This window comes from Arthrobacter sp. SRS-W-1-2016, assembly GCF_002009585.1.
In the GTDB taxonomy this organism is placed as follows: domain Bacteria; phylum Actinomycetota; class Actinomycetes; order Actinomycetales; family Micrococcaceae; genus Arthrobacter; species Arthrobacter bambusae_A.
Genome location: NZ_MTPV01000048.1, coordinates 16419 through 38554, shown reverse-complemented (window position 1 = coordinate 38554; position 22136 = coordinate 16419). Strand labels below are relative to the sequence as shown.

Genomic DNA, 22136 nt, shown 5'->3' with positions numbered 1-22136 from the left:
GTCATGTCCCCCCGTTGTGGGCTTTTCCTGTTGTCTGGCTTCCAGAGTCGGTGGCCGCCGCTGCGGCTTGGCGCTCCGCGACCTTCCGCAGCCCGGCCTTCCGCGGCACCTTCACGGGCTCCGGCCAGCGCGGGCGCAAAGTGTCCCCAAGCGTGACGCCGCGAAGCTTCCGGCCGAACAAGGGCAGGACCCAATCGTTCACCCAGCGACGCTGTCGGCGTTCCCAATCGCGCAGCTTGAGGCGCTGTGGTGGTTCCCAGTCCTTGGGAGAGAACTTGTGCGGGACGCCGAGGTGATCCAGGACCTGCGACGCCATGTATTTGTGTCCGGCTTTCGACATGTGGAGACGGTCCGAGGCCCACATCCGGCGGTCGTGGTAGGCGTCAAGGCACCAATAATCCACCAGCACGGCCCCGTACATGGCGGCCAGTTCGCGGACGCGTTCGTTGTAGAGGGCGTTCCGCTTCTTGAACGGTTCCAGCACGGCCGAGACCTTGACGTCGTACCCCGTGAACAGGACCAACGTTGCTCCCGTGGCTGCAAGGCGCGCCACGAGCCTTTCATACTCGGCCATGAGAACCTCCATGTCGGTGCCGAAATCCAGGATGTCGTTGCCGCCCGCGTAAAGCGTGATAAGCGTGGGTTCCATGGCCAAGGCGCGGTCCAGTTGCTCGTCGACAATATGGCGGAGGCGCTTGCTCCGCACGGCAAGATTCGCATACTCCCAGCCAGGTTCGGCCTTGGCCAGCTTCTCGGCAACGCGGTCGGCCCAGCCCCGGACGCCGTTCGGCAGGCCCTCGTTCCGGTCCCCCACGCCTTCGGTGAAGGAATCGCCCAAGGCAACAAACCGCCGTCGTCCGTTCTGGTCAGCATCAAGCACGTTCCCAGCCACCCCGCCAGCGTAGCCCCGCCTGGTTGCCCGCCGGCAAAGCCCAGGTTAATTCGACGCCCGCTCACCTATGGCGCGTTCCGGGCAAACGCCCGCTCACATTGAAGAGCGAGCGTTCCGGCTTTTGGCCGTATACGTGAGCGAGCGTCAGGGAAAGTGACGATATATGTGAGCGGGCGTCGCCAGGGGCGGGCTAGAGTTCGGCTTTCCCCTTGCGCCAGTAGCCCATGAACGCCACCTGTTTCCGGTCGATCCCCACATCCCGGACGAGATACCGGCGGAGCTCCTTGATGACCCCTGCCTCGCCTGCGATCCAGGCATAGAACGGCGAGGCGCCGGCGGGAAGGCCAGGGTTGCGGCTCGCTTCAATCGCGGCCGCGTCCATGCGCAGCGGGGTTTCCCACAAGACGTCCTGGTCCACGTCGACGTCTTCAGGCTCGGGCCCTGCGGCGCCATCGAGCGGGACGATGCCCACCCAACCGGGGACGGGTACGGCTCCGCGGACGGCGCTCTTCAGCAACTCACCATGGGGGCGTGCCCGGGCGAGCGCCGCGCCGCGCGCGAGCCATGTGATTTCGATGTCGGCGTCGGTGTCGAGGTCTTGGAAATCCCCCGCCTCTGGTACTTCGAGGAAGGCATGCCCTGTGATTCCCGCGGGCAAGGATTCCAGGATCGCGCTGATGGCAGGGACCGCCGTTTCGTCGCCGGCAAGGAGGACCCGCTGCGCCAAGCCGGGACGCCATTCAATGCCGAAGTAAGTTTCCGCCGTGATGCAGTGGGCTGCCCGATTGTTGGGGCCGATGATCGTGATCGCATCCCCCGGTTTCGCGGCGAGCGCCCAATTAGCCGCGGGCCCGCCCGTCGGGTGAGTCGAACCGCCGTCGACGTCGGACCCCGCCACGCCGCTGCGCGGCCAGCCGCGGGCGCCGCCGCAGTCATCGAAGTGCATCACGAAGTCGACGTCGATCTCCGGGTAGACGGCGTCAAGCCTCTCGTTCCGCACAGTGTAGGTGCGCATCGAACCGCGCACCGTGGGGTCCATCGCCAACCATTCCTGGTACCAACCGGCGTCGCCCGTATTGAAGGCAGGCAGGGGCAGGGGGCGGCCGACGCCGTCGAGCGAGGGAATCATGAGCTTGATGCGCAGGTCCAGGGTGTCCCCCGAAACCCCGAAACCGCGCAGGCAATATCCCCCGAACGTGATGCGGCGGAAATTGGGTCCCAGGTCCTCGACGGCGGTGACGGTGACGTCGAACGCGAGGGTCATCGGCTCCGTGACGGCGTTTCGCACTGCGGCGTCTGCGTTCATGGGGCGAACTCCAATTCGATGGGTGTTGAGGGCGTGGCGGTGTGGTGCCGGCCGATCGGGAGAATGAGAGGAGTGCCGGAAATTGGGTCTGGAACCACCCGGGACTCCAAGCCGAAAACGTCGCGGACCAAGTCTTCAGTGAGCACATCCAGCGCCCGCCCCTCGGCGACGATCGCCCCGGCCTTCATCGCGATAACGTGGTCCGCGTATCGCGCTGCCAAGTTGAGGTCGTGCAGAACGATTGCCACGGTGGTTCCGCGGCTGCGGTTCAGATCGATCACCAGATCCAGCACCTCCACTTGGTGTGCCAGGTCAAGGTAGGTGGTGGGTTCGTCGAGGAGCAGGACATCCGTCTCCTGGGCAAGGGCCATCGCGATCCACACCCTCTGGCGTTGCCCGCCGGACAGTTCGTCGACGTTCCGTTCAGCAAGCTCAAGCGCTGAAGTGGTCTCGAGTGCGCTTTGGACGGCGAGATCATGCACCGACCGGTCGCCAGTCCTCCAGCTGCGGAAGAACCCTTGGTGCGGATAGCGTCCGCGGCCCACCAGTTCGCGGACGGTGATGCCATCCGGGGCTAGAGGGTGCTGCGGAAGAAGGCCGAGCGTGCGGGCGAGTTCGCGGGCCGGGCGGGAGTGGATGTCCTTGCCATCCAGAGTGACGACGCCGGCGCTCGGCTTCAGGAGCCTGGACAGCCCCCGGAGCAGCGTGGATTTTCCGCAGGCGTTGGCACCGACGATCATGGTCACTTTGCCTTCGGGAATCTGCGTCGAGAGTCCTTCGATCACCCGTCGCTGCTCGTATTGGAGCGTCAAGCCACGTGCGCTCATTCGTGCCATGTCAGGCTTCCTTTCGATTGGACGTGACCAGGAGCCACAACAGGAATGGAGCGCCGAGGGCGCCCGTAATGACTCCGACCGGGAGAACGGTGCCGCTCAATATCAGGGGCGCAACGTTGTACGCGACGTAATCGGCGGCGAGGACAATGCCGGCGCCCGTGAACGCCGACGCCGGCAGGCTGGGGCGCCCGACAATCCGCCGGGCGATCGGTCCGGCAAGGAACGCGACGAAGGCAACCGGCCCGGCAGCCGCCGTCGCCACTGCTGCGAGCGCGACGGCGGTGATCACCAGTCCGAAACGCACGGCCTGCACCTGGATCCCCAGTCCGGCCGCGGCGTCGTCCCCGAGCTCGAGCATGCGCAACGGACCGGCAAGAAAAGCCAGCGCGGGAACAAGCACTGCGAGCGAGGCGATGAGTACGCCCACGCGTTCCCAATCGGCTGAGTTCAAGGAACCGTTGAGCCAAATGAGGGCCTCGGATGCTGTCCGGATATCCGCCCGGGTCATGAGGAAGTTCACCACTGCCCCCAACGCGGCGGCGATCCCGACGCCGGCGAGGATAAGCCGGTTGCCTGCCGGGTTCCCGCCCCGGCCGCCCGATCCGCCACCTGAACCCCCGCCGCCTCGCGACATGGCATAGATGACGAGCGCGACGCCGATTGCACCAGCCAGCGCCGCACCGGACACGGCGGCACCGGACGCGCCGAACACGACAATGGCCAGGACAGCCGCGGCACTCGCACCGTAACTGATGCCGATGACGTCGGGGCTTGCGAGCGGGTTGCGGAGCATGGTCTGGAACAGCCCGCCCGAAAGGCCGAATGCCACGCCGATCAGGATTCCCAGCACGGCCCGGGGCAGTTTGTTTTCCATGACGATGAAGCTTGCGCCCGGGATCTTCTCGCCGCCGGTCAGATGGGCCGCCAGGATCCTGAAGAAATCGGGGACGGTAACCGTGTAGCTGCCAAGGAGCACGGTCACCGCAAAGAGGACAACGACGCCGGCGCCCAGGAGTGCGGTCCTGTTGCGGGGGCTCACAGCGACACTCCCTTGCCTCGGCGGACGAGCCAGACGAAGACGGGAGCACCGACGATGGCCGTCATGATGCCCGCCGGAACTTCGCCGGGCAGGAGCACCACCCGGCCGATCACGTCCGAAACCAGGAGGAGGGCCGGGGCGAGAACCATCGAGAACGGCAGGATCCAGCGGTAGTCCGGGCCCGTGAAGAAGCGCACTGCGTGCGGAACCACGAGTCCGACGAATCCAATGGGACCGGCCATCGCCGTGGCTGATCCGCAGAGCAGAACGATGCCGAGCGCGGCCACGCCCCTGGCCAGGGCCACGTTCTGGCCGAGGCCCCGCGCAACGTCGTCACCAAGGGCAAGACTGTTGAGTGTCCGGCCACTGCCGAGCACGATCACGGCCCCAAGCAGCAGGAACGGCAACCCGGTCAACACGATGGACCAGTCGCTGCCGGCAATTCCACCGACCTGCCAGAAACGGAACCGGTCCAACGTGTCCTGGCTCGAAACCAGGATCACGTTCATCAACGAGTAAAGCCCCGCACTCAGCGCCGCCCCCGCCAAAGCGAGCTTCACCGGCGTCGCACCGTCACGACCCATGGACGCAATCAGATAGACGACGACGGCGGCCGCGGCGGCGCCGACGAAAGCGAACCAGATGTAGCCGCTCGCCCCCGAAATACCGAAGAGGTAGATTCCGGCGACCACGGCCAGTGCCGCCCCGGCATTGACGCCCATGATTCCTGGGTCCGCCAGGGGGTTGCGGGAAACTCCCTGCATCGCGGCGCCGGCAAGGCCAAGGGCAGCCCCCGCCAGCAAACCGAGCACAGTGCGTGGAATCCGGGTGTGGACCACGGCATGGTTGCCGTCCGCGGGGTTGAACTGGGTGAGTGCTTGCCACACGGTTTCGAGGGACATGCCCCGCGCGCCGATCGCGAGCGAGGCCGCACACACCAGCGCAAGGACGACGACGGCGGCCACCAGCCAGGCGGCCTTCGCGCGGACTGGCAGGTGTTGCCCTTTGGAGTCGCTGTGAGGGGCAGGAGCTGCCAGTTCGCGCGCGGCGCCGTCCGCGGAAGGCGGGCCCGCCGTCGTCGTACTCTGTGTCATGTCGGGTGATTCGCTTACTTGGCTGCCGCGTCAGCGCCCTTGGCCAGCTGCGGCAGGAACATGTCCAATGCCCACGGGAGGCTCAGCGGCGAGGATGCGGAAATTGCCAGGGTGAGGGTGTTGTCGGAGCCGGCAACCAAGGCGCCCTTCTTGATCGCCGGAATCTGGCCGAGCAGGGGGTCCTGCTTGATCTGGTCCGTGGTCTTGGAATCCGGCACCCAGGTCACGAAGACGTCCGAGGAAAGCTCGTTGGCCTTTTCCGCGGACCACGGAACGAAGAACTCCTTGGAACCCTTGCTGGCGTTCTCCACCACAGGGGCGAGCTTCATGCCGATTTCGGACAGGAAACGCGGACGGTTGTCGTTGGCTGTGTAGACGTTGACGCCGTCGCCCTTCGCAGGCTCCAGGTTGCCGTAGATGAAGGACTTGCCGGCGAGCTGCGGGAACGCGGAGACCTTGGCCTTGATGGTGGCCTCGGTGTCCGAGACGAGCTTGGCCGCCTCCGGGTTCTTGCCCAAGGCCTTGCCGATGATCGTGGTGGCTTCCTGCCACGGCGTGCCGTACGCGAGTTCGGGCTGCGCCACGACGGGGGCAATTTCCGAGAGCTTCTTGTAATCGGCTTCTGTCAAGCCCGAGTAGGCGGCAAGGATGACGTCCGGGGCCAGCTTGGCGACCTCAGTGAAGTTGATGCCGTCTGCCTCGGAGAACTGGACCGGGGCCTTCGCGGTGCCGAAGCCGGCACCCAACTTCTCCAGCGCGATGTCTTTCCAGGGAGTGGAGCCCTTGTCGTTGTTGCCCCAGGCGACCTTGGGCACCCCGACCGGTACGACGCCGAGAGCCAAGGCGACGTCGTCGTTGACCCACGAGACGGTCACCACGCGCTGCGGTTGCGACTTGATGGTGGTGTCGCCGAAGACGTTCTTGATGGTGACCGGGAACTGGCTGCTTGGGGCCGGCATGGTGGCTGAACCGGCGGTGGTTGAGCCCGTTGAGCAAGCGGTGAGGGACAGTGCGACGGCGGCAAAGGCTGCCGTCGCTGAACCTGCGGTCTTCAGCAGGGCACGGCGTGAGGGGCGGGAAGCCACGGGACTCCTTAGGTAAGTGATGCAAACCTAAGTAAGGCTAGCCTACCCTTTGGGTAATTACGAAACGTTTGAATCACGTAATTACTTTTGTACTGCCGGGCCTCCCAACGCCCGCTCACCTATGGGCACCAAAACCCCAACGCCCGCTCACCTATAGGCACCAAAACCCCGGGGATTTTTGGACACCAAGGACGACCTTTGCAAAGATGACAGAGCCGGTTGATTCAATGAATTGCGCCGGGGCCGTAGACGCGGTAAAGATCGAGAGGATGAGCATGCGCACTGCACACGTTGGCGCTGCCGTGGTTTGCGAGGTGGCCGTGTCGGCCTACTTGGCGTCTCCCCCTGCGTCGGCCATCCCGCTCGGCGGCAAGGGAAACTAAACCCACCGCCCCCGCACTAGATTCACGCGAAGGCTTTCTTCGCCGCGCCCTCGGATCGCCAGACGCCAGCGTCCTTCCTCTTTGGAGCCCAAAACGATCTGAAAGAACTTCGCCGTGCAGAAAATCACCGCCCAGCAAATCCGTTCCTCATTCATCAATGCGAGCCGCTCGGAGGCCGCCAAACTCAACCTCCCGAAGGACTTCGATTCCCTAGACTGGGACAACCTCGAATTCCTTGGCTGGCGCGACGAGAAAATGCCGATGCGCGGCTATCTCGTCCTTCCGAACGAAGGTTCCCTCACTGGCATCATGCTCCGCGCGCCCGAGGGAGGCTCCGGCAAGAAGCGTTCGGTCCTTTGCGAACTGTGCCGCGACGTTTTTTCCAAGGACGATGTTTACCTTTGGGTTGCCAAGCGCGCGGGCCAATCGGGTCGCGACGGCAACACGGTGGGGACATTGATCTGCGCGGAATTCGGTTGCTGCACCAACGTCCGCAAGGAGCCCCCGGCGAATGAGATCAATCCGGACCCGGCCGCCGTCGTTGTTCGCCAAATCGCCGGACTGCAGTCCCGGACCGCCCAGTTCCTGGGGCGGGTCCAAGGAAAATAGGCGCCCCGCGGACGCTCGCTCACCTCAGGTGAGCGAGCGTCCGTCCGAAACCCCACATAGGTGAGCTAGCGTCGGCCGGAAGCGCGACATACGTGAGCGAGCGTCGGCCGGAAGCGCGACATACGTGAGCGAGCGTCCGGGCTAGCGGAGCACGATGTCCACGGGGTTGGCCTCGGAACGCCATTCGCCGGGCACGCCGGGGGCGCCGATAACGGGAGCAGTGAGCACGCCGGAGCGGTTGGTTCGTTTGTCGCGCAGGATTTCGGTGACCGATCCTAGGTGCCGGGAAAGGTCGATGACGTTCTCGGGCGCGGCCAGCAGCAACTGGAAACCGAACTCGTGCAGGGCCTTGATGCCCGCACCGGCGAACTCCTCAGAGGCCAGGACGAACGCCTCATCCATCATCACCGTTCCGTAGGTCGTGAAACCCTGCTCGGCGATGCCCAACTGGTAGCTCAGGGCCGCGGCCATGATGAACGCCGTGAATCTCTGCCGCTCGCCACCGGACATCGAGCCGGTGTCCGCGTGCATGTACACCTCGGTCTTCTTGCCACCCCGCGGGCCTTGGACGGAGCGGTGTTCCTTGCACTGGATGAAGAGATGCCCGCGGACATCCAGCACTTCGGCTCGCCAACGCCGGTCCTCGGGGGTCTGCGAACCGAGCCGTTTGACCAGCGTCTCGAGCGACTTGTAGCGGTTGGTGAGTTCGACGTCGTCGTCCGCTTCAGGCGGGACGCCGGCACCCGAAGCGCCGGCACCCGAAGCTGCGCCCGCCGCGCGGGACGGCCTCGAGTGACGCGTCTTCAACGCGTTGTGGATCGCGTCCTTGAACTGCTTTGCGGTGGCGGGCAGCGTCTGCTTGATGTCGAGTTCCAGGAAGCTCCCCTCGTGGAAATTGACCTCCGATAGGATGCCGTTGAGGGGCAGGATGCGGCTGGTGATGGCGCGGCGTTCCTCGTCGAGCAGGTGGAGCAGCGTGCTGAAGGATTCGTGCGTGCGCTGGTTGAAGAATTGCCTGAATTCGGCTTCCTGGGCGGGCAATCCTTCGCTGACGATCTGGTGGTAGCGGGACTCGAACTCCCCCGCGGCGCCAATCGAGGTGCCATGGTCCGCGGAAATCGCGGTGCCCCATTCGCGCACGAATCCTTCGAACATGCGCGTCAGCCGCTCGGCCAGCGCCTGCCCGCGCGACTCGGTGGCGTGCAGTTCGGCCAGGAGCTTGCTCCGGACTTCGGCAGCCAGGGTGTCGAGTTCGTGGAGCTCGCCCACCTCGCCGAATGCGCTGAAGTACGGTTCGAGGGCAGCAGCGGTAGCGCCCGACGGCGGCGCCTGGTCCAGGCGGTTGCGTGCGGCATCAAGGAGGGCGTCAGCCGTGGTCATCTGCTGGTCGAGCGTCTTGTATTCGCTCTGCAACACCGCCGCCGACCCTGTGGAGGACTGGTGCTTTTCGCGCACGGCCTCGATGTTTGCCCGCAGGGGTTCCAAGTCGGCCTGCGCGGCCAAGGCGTCCTTGAGCCGCTGTTCGATCCTCGCGAGCTCCTCCGCGGCCACCGCTGCGGAGACCTGTTCCCAGCGACGCTCATCGTCGGCGATGCGGCGCAAGGCTTCGAGCTGGCGCGTCATGCCCTGGTGGGAATCTTCGCGGCTTTGGGCAAGTTCCGCGGCTTTCAGAAGCTCGTTTTCGAGCTCGCCGACCTTCGCGGCCACGAGCTCCAGCTTGGAAGCGTTGTCGAAGCCGAGAACGTAGTCCTGCCGGCTCGTGAAGCGGTCGTCCTTCTCGACGGTGTGCCTGTTGCGCTTGACCACTCCGCCCAGGCTCAAGCCTTTGTCCAGCTTCGCGAGCTCGTCCGGGTCTTCGACGCAGGGGTAGGCGAAGTCGAGGGCGATCCGCTCACGGATCCATTCACCGGCGTCGGCGTTCGCCCCCAAGGTGAGGATGTTCAGCTTCGTCAGCAGCTCGCCGTCGGACACGTCCTCCACAGCCAAAGCGCCGCCCGCGAGCGGTTTGGAGACGTCCACTGCCCGCAGCGCGCCGCGGATGGAGTTGTCGTTGAGATAGCGCGTGACGGCTGCAAAGTGCTCGCCCGGAACCAGCAGCGTCGTGGCGAGGTTCCGCAGGGCGCGCTCGGCCGCGGGCCGCCACTGTTCCTCGCCCTCGGCGAGGTCGATCAGCTCGCCTCCAAACGGCATGCGGTCCTCGGGAACGCCGGTGGCTGCCGCGATCGCGGCACGGTTTTCGATGCTCGACGGCGGCAGCAGGGACTTGCGCGTCTTCAGCGAGACGAGTTCCTGCTGGGCTGCGGCGAGCTCACGTTTCTTGGTGGCGTGGCCGTCGAAGGCTTCGAAGCGGAGTTCCCGCAGCGCCTCCGAATCGTCCCTGAGTTCGGCGGAGCGGCTCGCGGCCTGCTCGTGGGCCTGCTCCCAACCCTCAGCCGTCCACTCGAGGTTGAGTCCGGCGTCGGCCAGTGCTTGGCGTGCCGCTTCCTCCACCTGCTGGCGGAGCTTGAGGCCGACCCGGGCATTTTCGAGCGACTGCTCGATCGCCGAAATCGCGTTACCGCCCTGGTTGTTGTAATCCGATTCGAGCTGGCGGAGGTCCTTGGCGAGCGCGTCCCGGACGCCTCGTTCAGTGCTGAGCTCCTTGGCTTTCGCCTGGGCAAGCTCCTTGAAACGGGCCAAAGTCTTGGCATGGACCGTGACCGAGAGCTGCTGCTTGTACGCGTCGAATTCTTCGCCGCTGAGCTCCCGGAGCCGGTTGGCCTCGAGCAATGACTGGGCATACTCCTTGTTCATCCCGGGCACGGGGGCGAGCTGGTCGCGCTGCTGGCGAACGTCCTCCAGCCGCTGCCTGATGGACATGAGGTTGCTGAATTCCTCGACGACGTCGTCCGCAGCCGTCAGCGTCGCCGGCGCGTCGAGCACCTGGTCGCGGAAGAACGTGTTGACGCTGCCCCCCAGCCCCTTGCCGGCCTGGATCACCCGCAAAAGCGGAAGCGCCTGGTCGGAGTTGATCCCGAGAAGCCGGCGGAAACGCTCGGCAAAGGCCTTGTGCACATCGAAGATCTGGGCATCCGGGAAGATGGACTCCAACGCGCCCTTCGTGAAGCGCTTCTCCGCGATTCCCTCAATCGCGCCGAGATCCAGGGGCTTGTTGTCGATCAAATAGAACCGGCCGACGCTGGACTCCGTGCCGTTCTTGGGCAGGTCAAAAAGGGCCGAGATGGTGGTCTTGGTTCCGGCCGCGTTGTCGAACGTCAGCGCGACGGCGGACCACGTGGCACCCGGTCGCTGGAAGGCACTCGCCGAACCCTCGCCCACGGCCTTGTCGCCCACTTTTCCACGCATGTACGTGAACGTGGTCCTCTTGTCCTCCACAGCCCCGCCGGCCCGCTGTGCAGCAGCCTCGTTGGAGCGCGGACGGGCATCGAAGACACGCAGCATGGCATCGAACAGCGTCGACTTGCCGACGCCCGAATTGCCCGTGAGTAGGGTGCCGTTGCGGTCCACGTGCATCGTGTGGGCGCCATGGAACGTGCCCCAGTTGACCACCTGGACCAAGGCGAGGCGCATTTGGCCCGGGTTCGTGAGTTCGCCGATCGGAAGCATCGTCGCAATGGTCATTTGGCCGCCTCCTTGTCGAACGAAACCCCATTGGAGCTGTGGTCACCTGTCGCGACGCCACCGGACACATGCTCTGCGTGCTCGCTCGTTCCTCCCCACGGCCCCCCTGGCCTCGCAGGCTCGGCCAGGGAACCCTGCCCGCGTGGGCTCTGCTTAGACGCATGCTGCCGCATGTCCCCGTCGTCGCCGCTACGGTCGGTCACCGGATCCTCGCCGTCCTCGACGTCGGACTCTGCGTCGCCGTTCGAGTTTGTGTCGCCGTCGTCGTCCGCGTCTGGTAGTTCGATCAGGGGTTCCGTACCTGATTCGTCGGCGGCTACTGCGATCAGCGCTTCGATTTGGGCCGGGATGTCGCCGATGTTTTCGAAGGGGAGGGCTAGCGGGAGGGCCCTGGAGATCGCGAAGGTATCTTCGATGCCCGTGGGCAGGAGGAGTTGGCGGGCCAGGAGCTTCGTGACCGTGCGGTTCACGACGTCGGTGTCGCGGAGGGCGTCTTGTTGGCCGGATGGCTGGTAGTGCGCCACGAGTTCGGCGATTTCTTCGCGGGTGATCACAGGGTCCGTCTGGGCCGTGACGTGGCGGTCGAGGAGGAGCCTCAAGCGCAGAAGCACGATGGTTTCCACCCGGCTCAACGCGCGCTGTTGGCGCAGGACGCTCGAACGGGTGCTTCCTCCGATGGCTTCGGGATCGACGGGTCGGAGCACCGCGATCTTGCGCTCGTGGTCCAGTTGCAGGTTCAGGAAAAGCTCGGAAAGCCTGCTGCGGAGGATCACTTGGTTGTCCAGCAGGGTTGTCCAGAGCTTTTCGTCGCGACCGCCGTCGACATAGGGGCCCTTGAGTAGCCGCACGAGGGCCTGCCGGACCTTCATGGGCAGCACGCCGGTGTCGCCCGGGAACAGCGCAGCGCCGTCGACGAACGTGTCGCGGGGCGTGACCCGGAACGGGTCCGGGTGGACATGTCCATCGGTGGGCACATCCCGACGAGCATGCCCGTCTTCCGCCCCAGTCAAGGAAGGCGCATGTCCATCCTGGGAAGTCTCGGAGCGGACATGCTGCCTTATGTCCACTCCTTGCTTCGAAGAGGGGGCATGCTCGGTGGGGTGGGCGTCAGTCATCGGAATCCTTAGTCAGCGTCACGAGCGGCAGGTACGCGGTGCGTGTGCTGCCATCGATTTGTTCGAAGTCGATGTTTTCCCAGGCGCCCCGGTCGAACGCCGCACCACCGTGCAGCGCTTCGGACAGGAGTGCCCGGACGGTGTTGATGTGCCGTTCTTCCTCCGGGAGGTTCGCCCAGGCCCCGGCCAGTGTGGAGGCACCCGCCATGGCAGAGCGGACGACGGCGGGCCTTGCCTTCGCGGAACGCAGCGAACGGACCCGGTCCGAATCGCTGAAGGCGATCGGGTCGGCGAGCTTCGGCGGCGCAGCGAACTCATCCGGATCGAAGAGCTTGACCATGGCGAGCGATTCGAATCCCGCATTGAACAACACCGGGCCGCGGACCAGTCCGGGACGGTCGCGCTCGTAGGGCATGGAACGGATGGCCTGTTCGGCTTCGCGCAGGACCTGCCGGAGCCGGACGGACTGGCGGATGTCGTCGCTCTGGATGTAGTTGTTGAGGCTTTCGGACAGCCGGCCGTAGATGCGCTGGATCTGGCTGTGCTGGGTACGCAGTTCCGCCACGAGGTTCTTGAGGGTTTCGCGGTCCTCATGGCTGAGGTCATCCGCGAATTGTCGGCTCAACACGTCGCCGATCGCCGACCGGAAGCGCAACTGTTGCTGCGGGTCCTCAAGGAATGCCGTGAAGGAGCGGAACGTGCGGCCTTCGGGACTCTGCCGCAAGCGCTTATCCGCCTCCAGGACCTGCGCCATGGTGGCACCCTTGCTGAGGGACTCCTCGATGATCTGGTTGCGGAGCTCGCCCACCAGCTCTTCGATCCGGTCGCGCATCTTCTTGTAGTCGGCAGGCAGGCTCGCCGCAAGGTCCAGGATGTTCCCGGCGGCTTCCACGGCTTCCTCATCGTCCAAAAGACCGTCGAAGTCGCCGGAACTGATGTCTTCGATCAGTTGCTGGCGCTCCTGGATCTCCTCTTCGAGGGATTCCAACCGGGCGCTTTGGTCCGGGTTCGTCTCGTTGGCGAGCTTTTCGACGTCGCCCAAGAGCGTCCCGAGGCGGGAACCGTTGAGGGTGGACCGTTCGCTGGACAGGCTGTCCAGGAATGCCAGGACGCGCGCGGCGGCCTCGGTGACTTCGTAGACGATCTGGCCGGACTGGCTGCGACGGGTCAGGAACTGCTTGCGGGTCCATTCGTCGGCAAAAGCCTTGCCACTCCCCTGCCCACCCAGCCCCGGATCCTGCCTGCGGAGCTGATCCAGGAAAGCGTCGACGTCGGCGTGGAACTCCTCGAGCGGAAGCTGCGGCCTCGTTCGGGTGAAGGATGCCTGGAGCACCGCGATGACCCAGGGCGCCGAGCGGGTGAGGGCCCACGCGGGACCTTTGGTCAGGAGTTCGAGGTCTCTGAGCCGTGCGCTGATGGCATCGGAGGAGGACATTGCTGAGCGGGACACTTACTCTCCTTCAGCTGCCGCGGAACCTTTTGGCAGCGGAAATCCCGAAAACTGCCCCGTACAAGGTTAACGCAGGGTGCGCCGCAACCCTTCCGTGATCTACCTCCCGGTAGGGTTTCGATCGCGTATCAACCGGCGCGACGCCGGTGTCGTTGCTGGCTGAACCGCCGATGCCGACCCTAGTGTCTACACCAACGACGCCGACACACCGACGTCGACTTTGGCAGCGTTGCGGAGGGGACCCAATGCAGTTCGACTTGACGACCTTAGACACCAGCACTTACGTCTTCGTGGGAACACTAATCCTTGGCCTGGTTCTGGCAGCCTTCATCGCGGTAGCCGCCATGGCCACGCTCGCGTTGGTCGGAGCCGGAAGCCTCGCCTGGTACACCGTGAAGAATGTGCTGGGTGGCCTGGTCCACGGCATCAATTTTGCGTGGGACCAGCTTGTCCACCAGGCCGGAAAGGTTGAACTTCCGGTCGATTTCCCAACGCAAACCGCCCCTAGCACAGGTACCTACCCGCGAGTAGCATTGAGGGACAGCTGAAGGGTCCACCACCCGAGGCGGATCCTGGGCTCGAACCGGCACAACCGGCAAGAGGAGTCCTCCCATGACCTCCGCCACTGACAACAAGAGCAACGGCGTCACGGCCGCAGAAGCCCGCGCAGTCGCAGAGGCCGCCCGCGATACCGAATGGAACCGTCCGAGTTTCGCCAAGGGGCTGTATCTGGGCGACTTCGATCTGGGACTGATCCATCCATGGCCCCAGGCAAAAGCCGAGGACGTCGAGCGCGGCGAAGAGTTCATGGCGAAGCTGACGGAGTTCTCCGGCACGATGTCCGGCCGCGTGATCGAACGCGATGCCAGGATCCCGGACGATTACCTCGCAGGCCTCACCGCATTAGGCGTTTTCGGCATGAAAATTCCGCGCGAGTACGGTGGCCTGGGCCTGTCGCTTGTCTATTACGGCCGGGCATTGGCGCTGTTGGGATCAGTCCATCCCAGCCTTGGCGCTCTGCTGTCGGCCCACCAGTCCATCGGCGTCCCGGAGCCGGTCAAAGTCTTCGGCACGCCCGAACAAAAGCAGGAATACTTGCCGCGGTGCGCCGCCGGCGCCGTCACGGCCTTCCTGCTGACAGAGCCCGACGTCGGCAGCGACCCCGCCCGGATGGGCTGCACCGCAGTGCCAAGCGACGACGGCGAGTCTTACGTTTTGGACGGCGTCAAACTTTGGACCACCAACGGCGTGATCGCCGAACTGGTAGTGGTCATGGCGGTTGTTCCTTCCCGCACTGCTCCCGATGGCACGGTGCTCAAGGGCGGCATCACGGCGTTCGTCGTGGAAATGGACTCCCCCGGCATCACGGTGGAGAACCGCAACGCCTTCATGGGCCTGCGCGGCATCGAGAACGGCGTGACCCGCTTCCACCAAGTCCGTGTGCCGGCAGCCAACCGTCTGGGCCGCGAAGGCCAGGGACTCAAGATCGCGCTCACTACCCTCAACACTGGCCGCCTCTCCATCCCCGGCCTCTGCGTGGCGGCGGGCAAGTGGTCGTTGAAGATCGCCCGCGAATGGTCCAACGCCCGCACCCAATGGGGCCGTCCGGTCGGAAAGCACGAAGCCGTCGGCAAGAAGATCGCGTTCATCGCCGCCACCACCTTTGCCTTGGAAGCCGTTTTTGAACTTTCCGCCGAGATGGCCGATGCCGGCCAGAAGGATGTGCGGATCGAGGCCGCGCTGGCCAAGCTTTGGTCCACTGAGCTGAGCTACACGGTGGCCGATGAGTTGGTGCAGATCCGTGGTGGCCGCGGCTTTGAGACGGCGGACTCCTTGGAAGCCCGTGGGGAGCGTGCCGTGGCCGCCGAGCAATTGCTGAGGGACATGCGCATCAACCGGATCTTCGAAGGCTCGTCCGAGATCATGCGGCTCCTCATTGCCCGCGAAGCCGTCGACGCCCACCTTTCGGCCGCGGGCGAGCTCGCTTCCGCGGACGCGACGCTTCAGGAAAAGGCGCGTGCCGCCGTCGGCGCCTCGGGTTTCTACGCCAAATGGCTCCCCAAGCTTGTGGCCGGGGCGGGCCTGGATCCCCGGTCCTACGGTGAGTTCGGGCGTCTCGCGAAGCAACTGAGGTATGTGGAGCGGGCTTCGCGGAGGCTCGCCAGGCAGACGTTCTACGGGATGGGCCGCTGGCAGGCGAGGCTCGAATACAAACAAGCGTTCCTCGGCAGGATCGTGGATATCGGAGCTGAGTTGTTTGCCATGGCAGCGTGCTGCTCAAGGGCCGAGATGCTGCTTCAGACCGCACCCGAGCGAGGCGCGGCGGCGTACGAACTTGCAGAGGCCTACTGCGAGCAGGCCCGGATTCGCGTGGATGGATACTTCGATCAGTTGTGGCGGAACACCGACGACGTCGATCACGAGTTGTCCTCGAACGTGCTCGCGGGCGACTACGCCTGGCTTGAGGCCGGAATCCTTGACCAATCAGAAGGAACGGGCCCATGGATCGCCGACGCCACCCCGGGCGCCTCGCCGAAGGAGAGCCTGCACCGGAAGTACCGCTAGCCGACGTCGCCGTCGAGATAGTACCAACGGCGCTCGATCCGCTTAAAGCGGCTGTTTTCGCGCTGGACTCCGCGTTCGCCGTCGGACCTGTAGTGCGCCGCGAACTCGACGGTCCCGTCGGCGTCCAGGGGGCCGCCCCGGCGCGTCGCCAAGATGTCCAGCCGGCGCCATTCAATATCCGGGTCCAGGTCCAGCGCGACGGGCCTCGTGTCAGGGTGCCAAGTGCGCAGAAGGTAATCGCTATCGAGAACCACAAAGGCCGAGTAGCGCGAACGCATGAGCTGTTCCGCCGTTGGCGCATCGGCGTCTCCGCGGTGGAAGCGTCCACAGCATTCGGTGTACTGCTCCCCCGACAAACAAGGGCAAGCGCCTAGGCGGAGGCGGGCCGGATCGACTGGCATTGAACCCTATCTGGAAGAGAACATGAGAGCTAGGTAACAAATTTTGTCACAGCAGATAACAGCTTCGAAACAACCTCGGCGAGCCGGAGTTTGGCGGATGATTCCTTAAGATTTCGCCCTTAGGCTAGAAGACATGCCCGCAGACCTTCGGTTGCGGCGACCACCCCACAACTCTGGCTTGAGGAGGCTACGTGGAGGATCCAACAACACTTGGCCTCAATCTGACTTTTTTCGGAACGCTCGGGGTGGCTTTGCTGATGTCCATTGGTTTGGGCCTGCTGATCGTGGTCACCTTGGTGCTGGCCGGCGTCGCGAAGCTGGTTTGGATCATCCTGCTCGCCATGGTGGGGGTCTTCCCGAAACGCCATGCCGAACCGGTGGTACACCTGCCCCCGAGGCCCCGGCGCACCCCCTCCCCGCTGGCGGATTCCGAGGAATCGGCGACGGCGGAAGACTTACTGGACGCGGGGCCTTTGGTCCCCCGGAAATCGCGTCCTGGAATCATTGCGACCGTCAGGTTGCTGTGGTCTGCTGTCCGGAACGTCCCCTGGAAGTCGCTTGTCAACCCGCGGACGTGGCCTAAGCCCGCCCAGGTCAAGGCCGGAATCACGGCCGCAGCCACAACCCAGGCCAAAGAACATCCGTTTGTGGTTGCGGTGAAGCAGGATCCTCTGGCCATGAACAGCGAATGGGCCGCCGCCGTCGCCGAGGCTGACGCCAGGGCCGCCGCCCGCGAAGCTGAACGGGCGCAGGAAGCGGGAGCTTCTGACACCGAACCGCCAGCCTCCGGCGAACCCGCCGGAGGGAACGCCGCGGAGTCGTCCGAGACGTCCGCGCCGGTGCGCGAACACCGGGGAGAGCCCCACGGTGGCAAGCCTGTGTCGTCCGGCCGCGTGACGGCCTCAGCTGGGGCGCGCCCGAGGGCTTAGCCTCCCGCAGCGCCCAACTGACTCGCATTAGGTGTCGTTTTGACGCGCGAAAACGACAACAAATGCGAGCTAGTTGGGGCCGGACCCAAGCTCAGGCGGCCAATTGCCTGAACCCTGCACCGTGGTAGATGAGGGGCTCGGCGTCGTGATTGATCTCCACGGACTTCACTTCGAGGACGACGATCGCGTGGTCGCCCGCAGGGGTTTCCGAGACCACTTCGCATTCAAGCACCAGCGCCGCGCCGTCGATCGACACCGCACCGGCGTCGCTCGTTGACGTCGTGAGGCCCGAGAACCGGTCCTGGGTCCGCGAGGAGAGCTGCAGGCACACGGCTTCCTGGCCCTGGGCAAGGATGGAAACACCCAGTCGAGGGGCGCGCCGGAGCTTGGGCCACGTCGTGGAGGAGTTCTGCACCGCAAACATGACCAGGGGTGGTTCCAGCGAGACTCCCACGGTGAAGCTCGATGCCACCAAGACCTCGGGCGCAAAGCCGACCAGGGCACTGAAGGCCGCCACGCCTGAGGGAAATTGCGCGAATGCCTGCTTGATCGAAGCGGCTCCATCCACCGTCGCCTGGGTCATGGCGGGTTCCTTCCTCTGTAGTTTCGTGCCTGCCTTTCTACTAATTCACTCGATGCCGATAACGGCAATATTTGTGTATTCACGTGTCGATTGAAGTCAATTCTTAATTCGTCATGCGCTGTCTTCATTACCCCGCAATACGAAAAGCGAAGAATTTGTACGTTTTCCGAGTGCGCCGGCCACGACATGTGTAGCGTCGTGTCAATCCATTGCACAGCCTTGATTTTTCACGGAGGAAGCCGGAGATGAGCCTCAACGAGCTTCGAACCCTGGGACGCACAGGCGCCCTGATCAGCCCCCTTACCCTGGGAACCCTCAACCTCGGGACGGGTTCGGCGCCCACGGGCGCCGAAGAAAGCATCCGCATCATCCATGCGGCGCTCGACGGCGGCATCACCAGCGTCGACACCGCCGACATCTATTCCCAAGGCGAGGCAGAGGCTATTGTTGGCCGGGCCCTTCATGGCAGGCGTGATGACGTTTTCCTTTCCACGAAGTTCCACGGGCAAATGGGGCCGAATCCCGCGCACGCGGGGAATTCCCGGCGCTGGATCATGAAAGCAGTGGAGGGCAGCCTGAACCGTTTGCAGACAGACCGGATCGACCTTTACCAAGCGCATCGTCCGGACTACAACACCGACGTCCTGGAAACCATCACGGCCCTCAACGACCTCATCCGGCAGGGCAAGATCCTCTACTACGGAACGTCGGTGTTCACGCCGTCGCAGCTTGTGGAGGCCCAGTGGATCGCCACAACGAACCACCTCATACCGCCCGTGGTGGACCAGGTGCCCTATTCCTTGCTGGTCCGCGCGAATGAGCGCGACGTCTTCGCAATCACGCAGCAGTACAACCTTGGCGTGCTCAGCTATGGACCGCTCGACGGCGGCTGGCTCTCCGGGAACTACCGCGTGGGAGTTCCCCAGCCCGAAAGCTCCCGCGCGTCGGCCGTTCCCGGGCGCTTCGACGTCTCGGCGCCGTTCAACAGGAACAAACTCCTCGCAGCCGATGCCTTGGGGCGCGTCGCCGAACGGCATGGACTGACCCTCATCCAGCTTGCTGTCGGTTTCGCATTGAATCATCCGGCCGTCAGCAGCGTGGTCATCGGTCCGCGCACGGAGGACCATCTGGTCGATTACCTCAAGGCCGCGGATATTGTCCTGAACGAAGCGGTCCTGGATGCCATTGACGATATCGTCGCGCCCGGTACCAACTTCCTGGAACGCGACGCGGGTACGGTCGTCCCGCACCTTGAATACGCGGAACTTCGACGCCGGTAATCGGCCGCTCGGACAATAGTTCAGGCCGCGCGCCGACTATACTCGTTCGCAATCATGACTAGCCTTCCGACCTCCGCCCAAACATCAAAAAGCGGCAATGTGCGCATTGACGCCTGGCTTTGGGCCATCCGTGCTTACAAGACACGCTCCGCAGCCACAACCGCGTGCAGGGCGGGGCACGTGCGAATCAACGGGAACCCGGTCAAAGCGTCCCAGTCTGTGATTATCGGCGACACCATCCGTGTACGGCAGCCCGGCTTCGAGCGCATCCTTGAGGTCCGCGGGCTCATTGCGAAAAGGGTTGGCGCCGAAGCAGCGTCCCATTGCTTCACCGACCACACCCCCGAGCGCCCCGCCGCGCCGGCACTCGGGCTGCCTCAGCGCGATCGCGGCGCAGGACGGCCCACGAAGAAGGACCGGCGCGACATGCAAAAGCTCAAGGGACAGTAGCAACCCGCACTAATGGCGGGGCGGGAAGCTCGCCGCGCCGACCGGCGTCGGGCAGTTTTGTCCCTCGGCTCAGCAGGAGCGTGAGCGACGCGTAAAGCGACGGCGTAAAGTGGCAAGGGACGCCGATTCTGGACGCCGCGCTGCCGAAGGAGAGAACGTGACTATTGACTGGGACGAAAAAAGGGCCTTGCTACAGGAGCCCAACATTGCTGCCGTAACGCAGCTGTGCGACGAACTGATGGCCAAAAGGCCTGGTTCTTCCGTGCCTTACATCGATCCGGTGCATGACGAAGATGAGTGCCGGATCGTCACCCTCCAGACCAGCCCGGGGCGGGCCCCCACCTCGGGTTTCGTATCGCACCTCAATGACGACGACGCCGCCCGACGTGCGCAGCTGATCTATGACTCAGCCGACTTGGACGTCCGTTATGTCATGCCGTGGAACTGCTACCCATGGGTCCGCGACCCCGAACTGCCCCCGGCACTGAGCGCACAAGAGAAGACCGACGGTCTCCGCCCGTTCCGCCAGTTCCTCAAGATCAACAAGAGGGTTTCCGCTGTCGTCGCGCACGGCGCGGAGGCCGCCGCTTTCCTGGCACTCTTCGAGAAGACCTACCACTCGCCGCTCCGGCAGCATGGGATCAAGGTCTACAAGGCCAGCGCGCTCGGTGGCCGGGCTTTTGCCCTGTCCGAGGCGAAGCAGCAGGAACTCCTGGCCAAGAACATCGAAACCTACAGGGACGCGATGCAAAGGGCGGGCATTCAGCACCTGTAGGGCGGGGAAGCCTTTAGGACGCCACGACGGCGCGGAGGACTTCCCGTGCCGTGTCTTCCCATCGCGGCAGCACACTGCTCGCTGCCTCGGCTGCTGACTGCCAGCCCTCGCGTAGTGCAGCGTCGCTGAGCCATCTCCGCAGGAACTTCTCCAACGATCCGATTCCTGCGCTGAGATCAATTGCTTCACCGGCACCGTGGGTACCGAGCGCTTCGACGGCGCCGGTTCCTTTTCGGACCACTACCGGTATGCCGTGGGCCAGGGACTCTTGGACCACCATGCCGAAGGACTCCGAGTGTGAGATCAACAGACTAAGGTCAGCCCGGTTCCACTGGTCTTCCAGAGCCGGGCCGGAGAGCTCGCCTGTTGTTTTCACCCGTTTTTCCAGTCCATTCCGAAGGATGCGCTCCTGCACGGCTGCGGCGTACGAGGGTTCTGCTTTGGTGGAGCCAACAAGCGCCGCTGTCCACGCCAGGTCCTTGATCCGGGCCAGAGCGTCGACGAAGAAAATCTGGTCCTTATTGGGAAGCAGTGCGCCCACCATGATGAAGTGTGCCGCCGCAGCGCCTCGCGGACCTGGGCGTGTTGGGCGATCTACCCCCGGGGTCGCCAGGTGCACGTCGCCCAACCCAAGGCTTCTGGCCGCTTCGGCGGTACGCGAGCCAGTGCAGAGAAGACCCGTCGCGGCGCGTAGCGCTCTCGTCTCAAGTGGGTCATCCGCGGACGGGGGCACGTGGAGCAACACCCAGACACGACGCCCGGCAGTGATTGCGGTCTCGATTTCCGTGGGAGCTCCCGAGGCAATCAGTCCGTCGACAATGTAGATGGCCTGTCCCTCTCCGGCAAGGGCGGCTGCAAAGCGGCTTCGGTCTCCGGCAGTTCCCGAAGGCCAGCCGCCGTCGAGCGTGCAGATCGAGACCTCTGCGCCCTGGGCGCGGAGGGCTTCAGCCAGCCTCGCGTTGTAGATGTTTCCCCCGGAACGATGTCGGACATTCGCGGGCAAAATCATGCGGATCTTGACCAAGGGCTGCTCCCCTCCATCGCTCAGGTCGTTTGGCCTCTCTGTGCTCGGACCATGGTGCTGACCATATAGGCCGGGCGGCTGACGTGGAAGGCGAACCACATGTCCGGCACCGAGCATCGGCGGTAGATTGTGGGCATGGGACAGACTTCTTCAGACCGCCGGGATGTGCTCGCTGATTGGCTCTTGGGCGTCGCGGAATTCACGCACGCACACTGGTTCTTCGGCAACCTCTATGAGGCCGTCGTCAAAATCCCGGACCGGGTCGCGGCCTCGGCACCGAGCAGCGATCTCCCTCGAACCCCGTTTGGCGCGGGGAGCCCCGGGCGCTACTACGCGCCGATCGCGCCCCTCAGTGCCCCTGCCGCCGTCGCTGCCCTCGTCGCCGGGTGGAAGCATTCCGACAACAAGGCTTGGCTGATGGTGGGTGCGGCCAGCTCCGCCACGGGAGCCGTAGCTACGGCGTACCTGCTTCGGTCCGTCAACCCCAAGCTTTTCTTCAGCCCCTATCCGCTCGAAGAGACGCGCCGCAGGCCCCTGTTGAAGCGCTGGTACAGGGTCCACGCCCTCAGGCTCACGGCCAGCGCGGTTGCCCTGGCCGCCATCCACCATGCCCGGACGATCCGGCTCAGAAGCAACGGATAGGAATTCCGGATACACGTTCGTCGAAACTGACGATGGCATCGAGGTGCTAATCGCCGC

19 protein-coding genes and 1 pseudogene are annotated in these 22136 nt (G+C 64.6%); 8 read left to right on the top strand and 12 right to left on the bottom strand.

Annotated elements, in window-relative coordinates:
• Position 1: 1 nt before the first annotated feature.
• The 6 genes from BMF89_RS11905 to BMF89_RS11880 form a co-directional block, all read right to left on the bottom strand.
• Complete coding sequence (locus tag BMF89_RS11905) at positions 2–892, bottom strand: SGNH/GDSL hydrolase family protein (RefSeq protein ID WP_253190801.1); 891 nt, start codon at positions 890–892, stop codon at positions 2–4.
• 190 nt (positions 893–1082) lie between these two features.
• A complete protein-coding gene (locus BMF89_RS11900; RefSeq protein WP_078107317.1) occupies positions 1083–2198 on the bottom strand; it encodes a siderophore-interacting protein in 1116 nt (371 codons plus the stop codon).
• A complete protein-coding gene (locus BMF89_RS11895) occupies positions 2195–3034 on the bottom strand; it encodes an ABC transporter ATP-binding protein (protein ID WP_078107316.1) in 840 nt (279 codons plus the stop codon). The genes BMF89_RS11900 and BMF89_RS11895 overlap by 4 nt, the downstream gene beginning before the upstream one ends.
• A gap of 1 nt (position 3035) precedes the next feature.
• The gene (locus tag BMF89_RS11890) at positions 3036–4073 is read right to left on the bottom strand and encodes an iron chelate uptake ABC transporter family permease subunit (RefSeq protein ID WP_253190800.1); all 1038 of its coding nucleotides are present in this window, start codon (positions 4071–4073) and stop codon (positions 3036–3038) included.
• Positions 4070–5167 (bottom strand): iron ABC transporter permease, encoded by a 1098-nt coding sequence (locus BMF89_RS11885; RefSeq protein WP_078107314.1) that lies wholly within the window; start codon positions 5165–5167, stop codon positions 4070–4072. The genes BMF89_RS11890 and BMF89_RS11885 overlap by 4 nt, the downstream gene beginning before the upstream one ends.
• Before the next feature lie 14 nt (positions 5168–5181).
• On the bottom strand, positions 5182–6252 hold the full coding sequence (locus BMF89_RS11880; RefSeq protein WP_078107313.1) for an ABC transporter substrate-binding protein: 1071 nt from the start codon (positions 6250–6252) through the stop codon (positions 5182–5184).
• A 497-nt stretch (positions 6253–6749) separates the two neighbouring features.
• Here BMF89_RS11880 and BMF89_RS11875 point away from each other — a divergent pair, with 497 nt between their 5' ends.
• Complete coding sequence (locus BMF89_RS11875) at positions 6750–7244, top strand: FBP domain-containing protein (RefSeq protein ID WP_078107312.1); 495 nt, start codon at positions 6750–6752, stop codon at positions 7242–7244.
• 141 nt (positions 7245–7385) lie between these two features.
• On the opposite strand, the gene BMF89_RS11870 is transcribed toward BMF89_RS11875, so the two are convergent.
• From BMF89_RS11870 to BMF89_RS11860, 3 genes and pseudogenes are all read right to left on the bottom strand, one after another.
• Positions 7386–10865, bottom strand: coding sequence for an ATP-binding protein (locus BMF89_RS11870; RefSeq protein ID WP_078107311.1), 3480 nt, complete (start codon positions 10863–10865; stop codon positions 7386–7388).
• A gap of 278 nt (positions 10866–11143) precedes the next feature.
• A pseudogene (locus tag BMF89_RS11865) lies at positions 11144–11809 on the bottom strand (DUF4194 domain-containing protein); the annotation flags it as partial.
• 163 nt (positions 11810–11972) lie between these two features.
• Positions 11973–13430, bottom strand: coding sequence for a DUF3375 family protein (locus BMF89_RS11860; RefSeq protein ID WP_078107309.1), 1458 nt, complete (start codon positions 13428–13430; stop codon positions 11973–11975).
• 245 nt (positions 13431–13675) lie between these two features.
• On the opposite strand from BMF89_RS11860, the gene BMF89_RS11855 reads away from it, so the two are divergent.
• Both BMF89_RS11855 and BMF89_RS11850 read left to right on the top strand, forming a co-directional pair.
• Positions 13676–13978, top strand: coding sequence for a hypothetical protein (locus BMF89_RS11855; RefSeq protein ID WP_078107308.1), 303 nt, complete (start codon positions 13676–13678; stop codon positions 13976–13978).
• Between the two features lie 64 nt (positions 13979–14042).
• On the top strand, positions 14043–15995 hold the full coding sequence (locus BMF89_RS11850; RefSeq protein WP_078107307.1) for an acyl-CoA dehydrogenase family protein: 1953 nt from the start codon (positions 14043–14045) through the stop codon (positions 15993–15995).
• On the opposite strand, the gene BMF89_RS11845 is transcribed toward BMF89_RS11850, so the two are convergent.
• A complete protein-coding gene (locus BMF89_RS11845) occupies positions 15992–16396 on the bottom strand; it encodes a YchJ family protein (protein WP_078107306.1) in 405 nt (134 codons plus the stop codon). The two genes, BMF89_RS11850 and BMF89_RS11845, sit on opposite strands and share 4 nt — an antisense overlap.
• Positions 16397–16587: 191 nt before the next feature.
• On the opposite strand from BMF89_RS11845, the gene BMF89_RS11840 reads away from it, so the two are divergent.
• The gene (locus BMF89_RS11840) at positions 16588–17325 is read left to right on the top strand and encodes a hypothetical protein (RefSeq protein WP_078107305.1); all 738 of its coding nucleotides are present in this window, start codon (positions 16588–16590) and stop codon (positions 17323–17325) included.
• A gap of 91 nt (positions 17326–17416) precedes the next feature.
• On the opposite strand, the gene BMF89_RS11835 is transcribed toward BMF89_RS11840, so the two are convergent.
• The gene (locus BMF89_RS11835) at positions 17417–17908 is read right to left on the bottom strand and encodes a flavin reductase family protein (protein WP_078107304.1); all 492 of its coding nucleotides are present in this window, start codon (positions 17906–17908) and stop codon (positions 17417–17419) included.
• A 245-nt stretch (positions 17909–18153) separates the two neighbouring features.
• Between BMF89_RS11835 and BMF89_RS11830 the strand changes: the two genes are divergently transcribed.
• The 3 genes from BMF89_RS11830 (at position 18154) to BMF89_RS11820 (ending at position 20413) form a co-directional block, all read left to right on the top strand.
• Positions 18154–19188 (top strand): aldo/keto reductase, encoded by a 1035-nt coding sequence (locus BMF89_RS11830; RefSeq protein WP_078107303.1) that lies wholly within the window; start codon positions 18154–18156, stop codon positions 19186–19188.
• A gap of 54 nt (positions 19189–19242) precedes the next feature.
• Complete coding sequence (locus tag BMF89_RS11825; RefSeq protein WP_078107302.1) at positions 19243–19638, top strand: RNA-binding S4 domain-containing protein; 396 nt, start codon at positions 19243–19245, stop codon at positions 19636–19638.
• Between the two features lie 157 nt (positions 19639–19795).
• Positions 19796–20413, top strand: coding sequence for a uracil-DNA glycosylase (locus tag BMF89_RS11820; protein ID WP_078107301.1), 618 nt, complete (start codon positions 19796–19798; stop codon positions 20411–20413).
• A gap of 13 nt (positions 20414–20426) precedes the next feature.
• Here the strand turns inward: BMF89_RS11820 and BMF89_RS11815 are convergent, their stop codons facing one another.
• Complete coding sequence (locus BMF89_RS11815) at positions 20427–21437, bottom strand: glycosyltransferase family 4 protein (protein ID WP_253190799.1); 1011 nt, start codon at positions 21435–21437, stop codon at positions 20427–20429.
• 135 nt (positions 21438–21572) lie between these two features.
• Here BMF89_RS11815 and BMF89_RS11810 point away from each other — a divergent pair, with 135 nt between their 5' ends.
• Positions 21573–22079 carry a DUF1772 domain-containing protein gene (locus BMF89_RS11810; protein ID WP_078107300.1) on the top strand — a complete coding sequence of 169 codons (507 nt, stop codon included), beginning with the start codon at positions 21573–21575 and terminating at the stop codon, positions 22077–22079.
• The last annotated feature ends 57 nt before the right edge of the window (positions 22080–22136 follow it).

Bases quoted from the DNA above. Each gene is read 5' to 3' on its own strand.
- BMF89_RS11825 (WP_078107302.1), top strand. From the start codon at position 19,243: ATGACTAGCCTTCCGACCTCCGCCCAAACATCAAAAAGCGGCAATGTG.
- BMF89_RS11845 (WP_078107306.1), bottom strand. From the start codon at position 16,396: ATGCCAGTCGATCCGGCCCGCCTCCGCCTAGGCGCTTGCCCTTGTTTG.
- BMF89_RS11855 (WP_078107308.1), top strand. From the start codon at position 13,676: ATGCAGTTCGACTTGACGACCTTAGACACCAGCACTTACGTCTTCGTG.
- BMF89_RS11810 (WP_078107300.1), top strand. From the start codon at position 21,573: ATGGGACAGACTTCTTCAGACCGCCGGGATGTGCTCGCTGATTGGCTC.
- BMF89_RS11885 (WP_078107314.1), bottom strand. From the start codon at position 5,167: ATGACACAGAGTACGACGACGGCGGGCCCGCCTTCCGCGGACGGCGCC.
- BMF89_RS11835 (WP_078107304.1), bottom strand. From the start codon at position 17,908: ATGACCCAGGCGACGGTGGATGGAGCCGCTTCGATCAAGCAGGCATTC.
- BMF89_RS11895 (WP_078107316.1), bottom strand. From the start codon at position 3,034: ATGGCACGAATGAGCGCACGTGGCTTGACGCTCCAATACGAGCAGCGA.
- BMF89_RS11830 (WP_078107303.1), top strand. From the start codon at position 18,154: ATGAGCCTCAACGAGCTTCGAACCCTGGGACGCACAGGCGCCCTGATC.
- BMF89_RS11900 (WP_078107317.1), bottom strand. From the start codon at position 2,198: ATGAACGCAGACGCCGCAGTGCGAAACGCCGTCACGGAGCCGATGACC.
- BMF89_RS11870 (WP_078107311.1), bottom strand. From the start codon at position 10,865: ATGACCATTGCGACGATGCTTCCGATCGGCGAACTCACGAACCCGGGC.
- BMF89_RS11850 (WP_078107307.1), top strand. From the start codon at position 14,043: ATGACCTCCGCCACTGACAACAAGAGCAACGGCGTCACGGCCGCAGAA.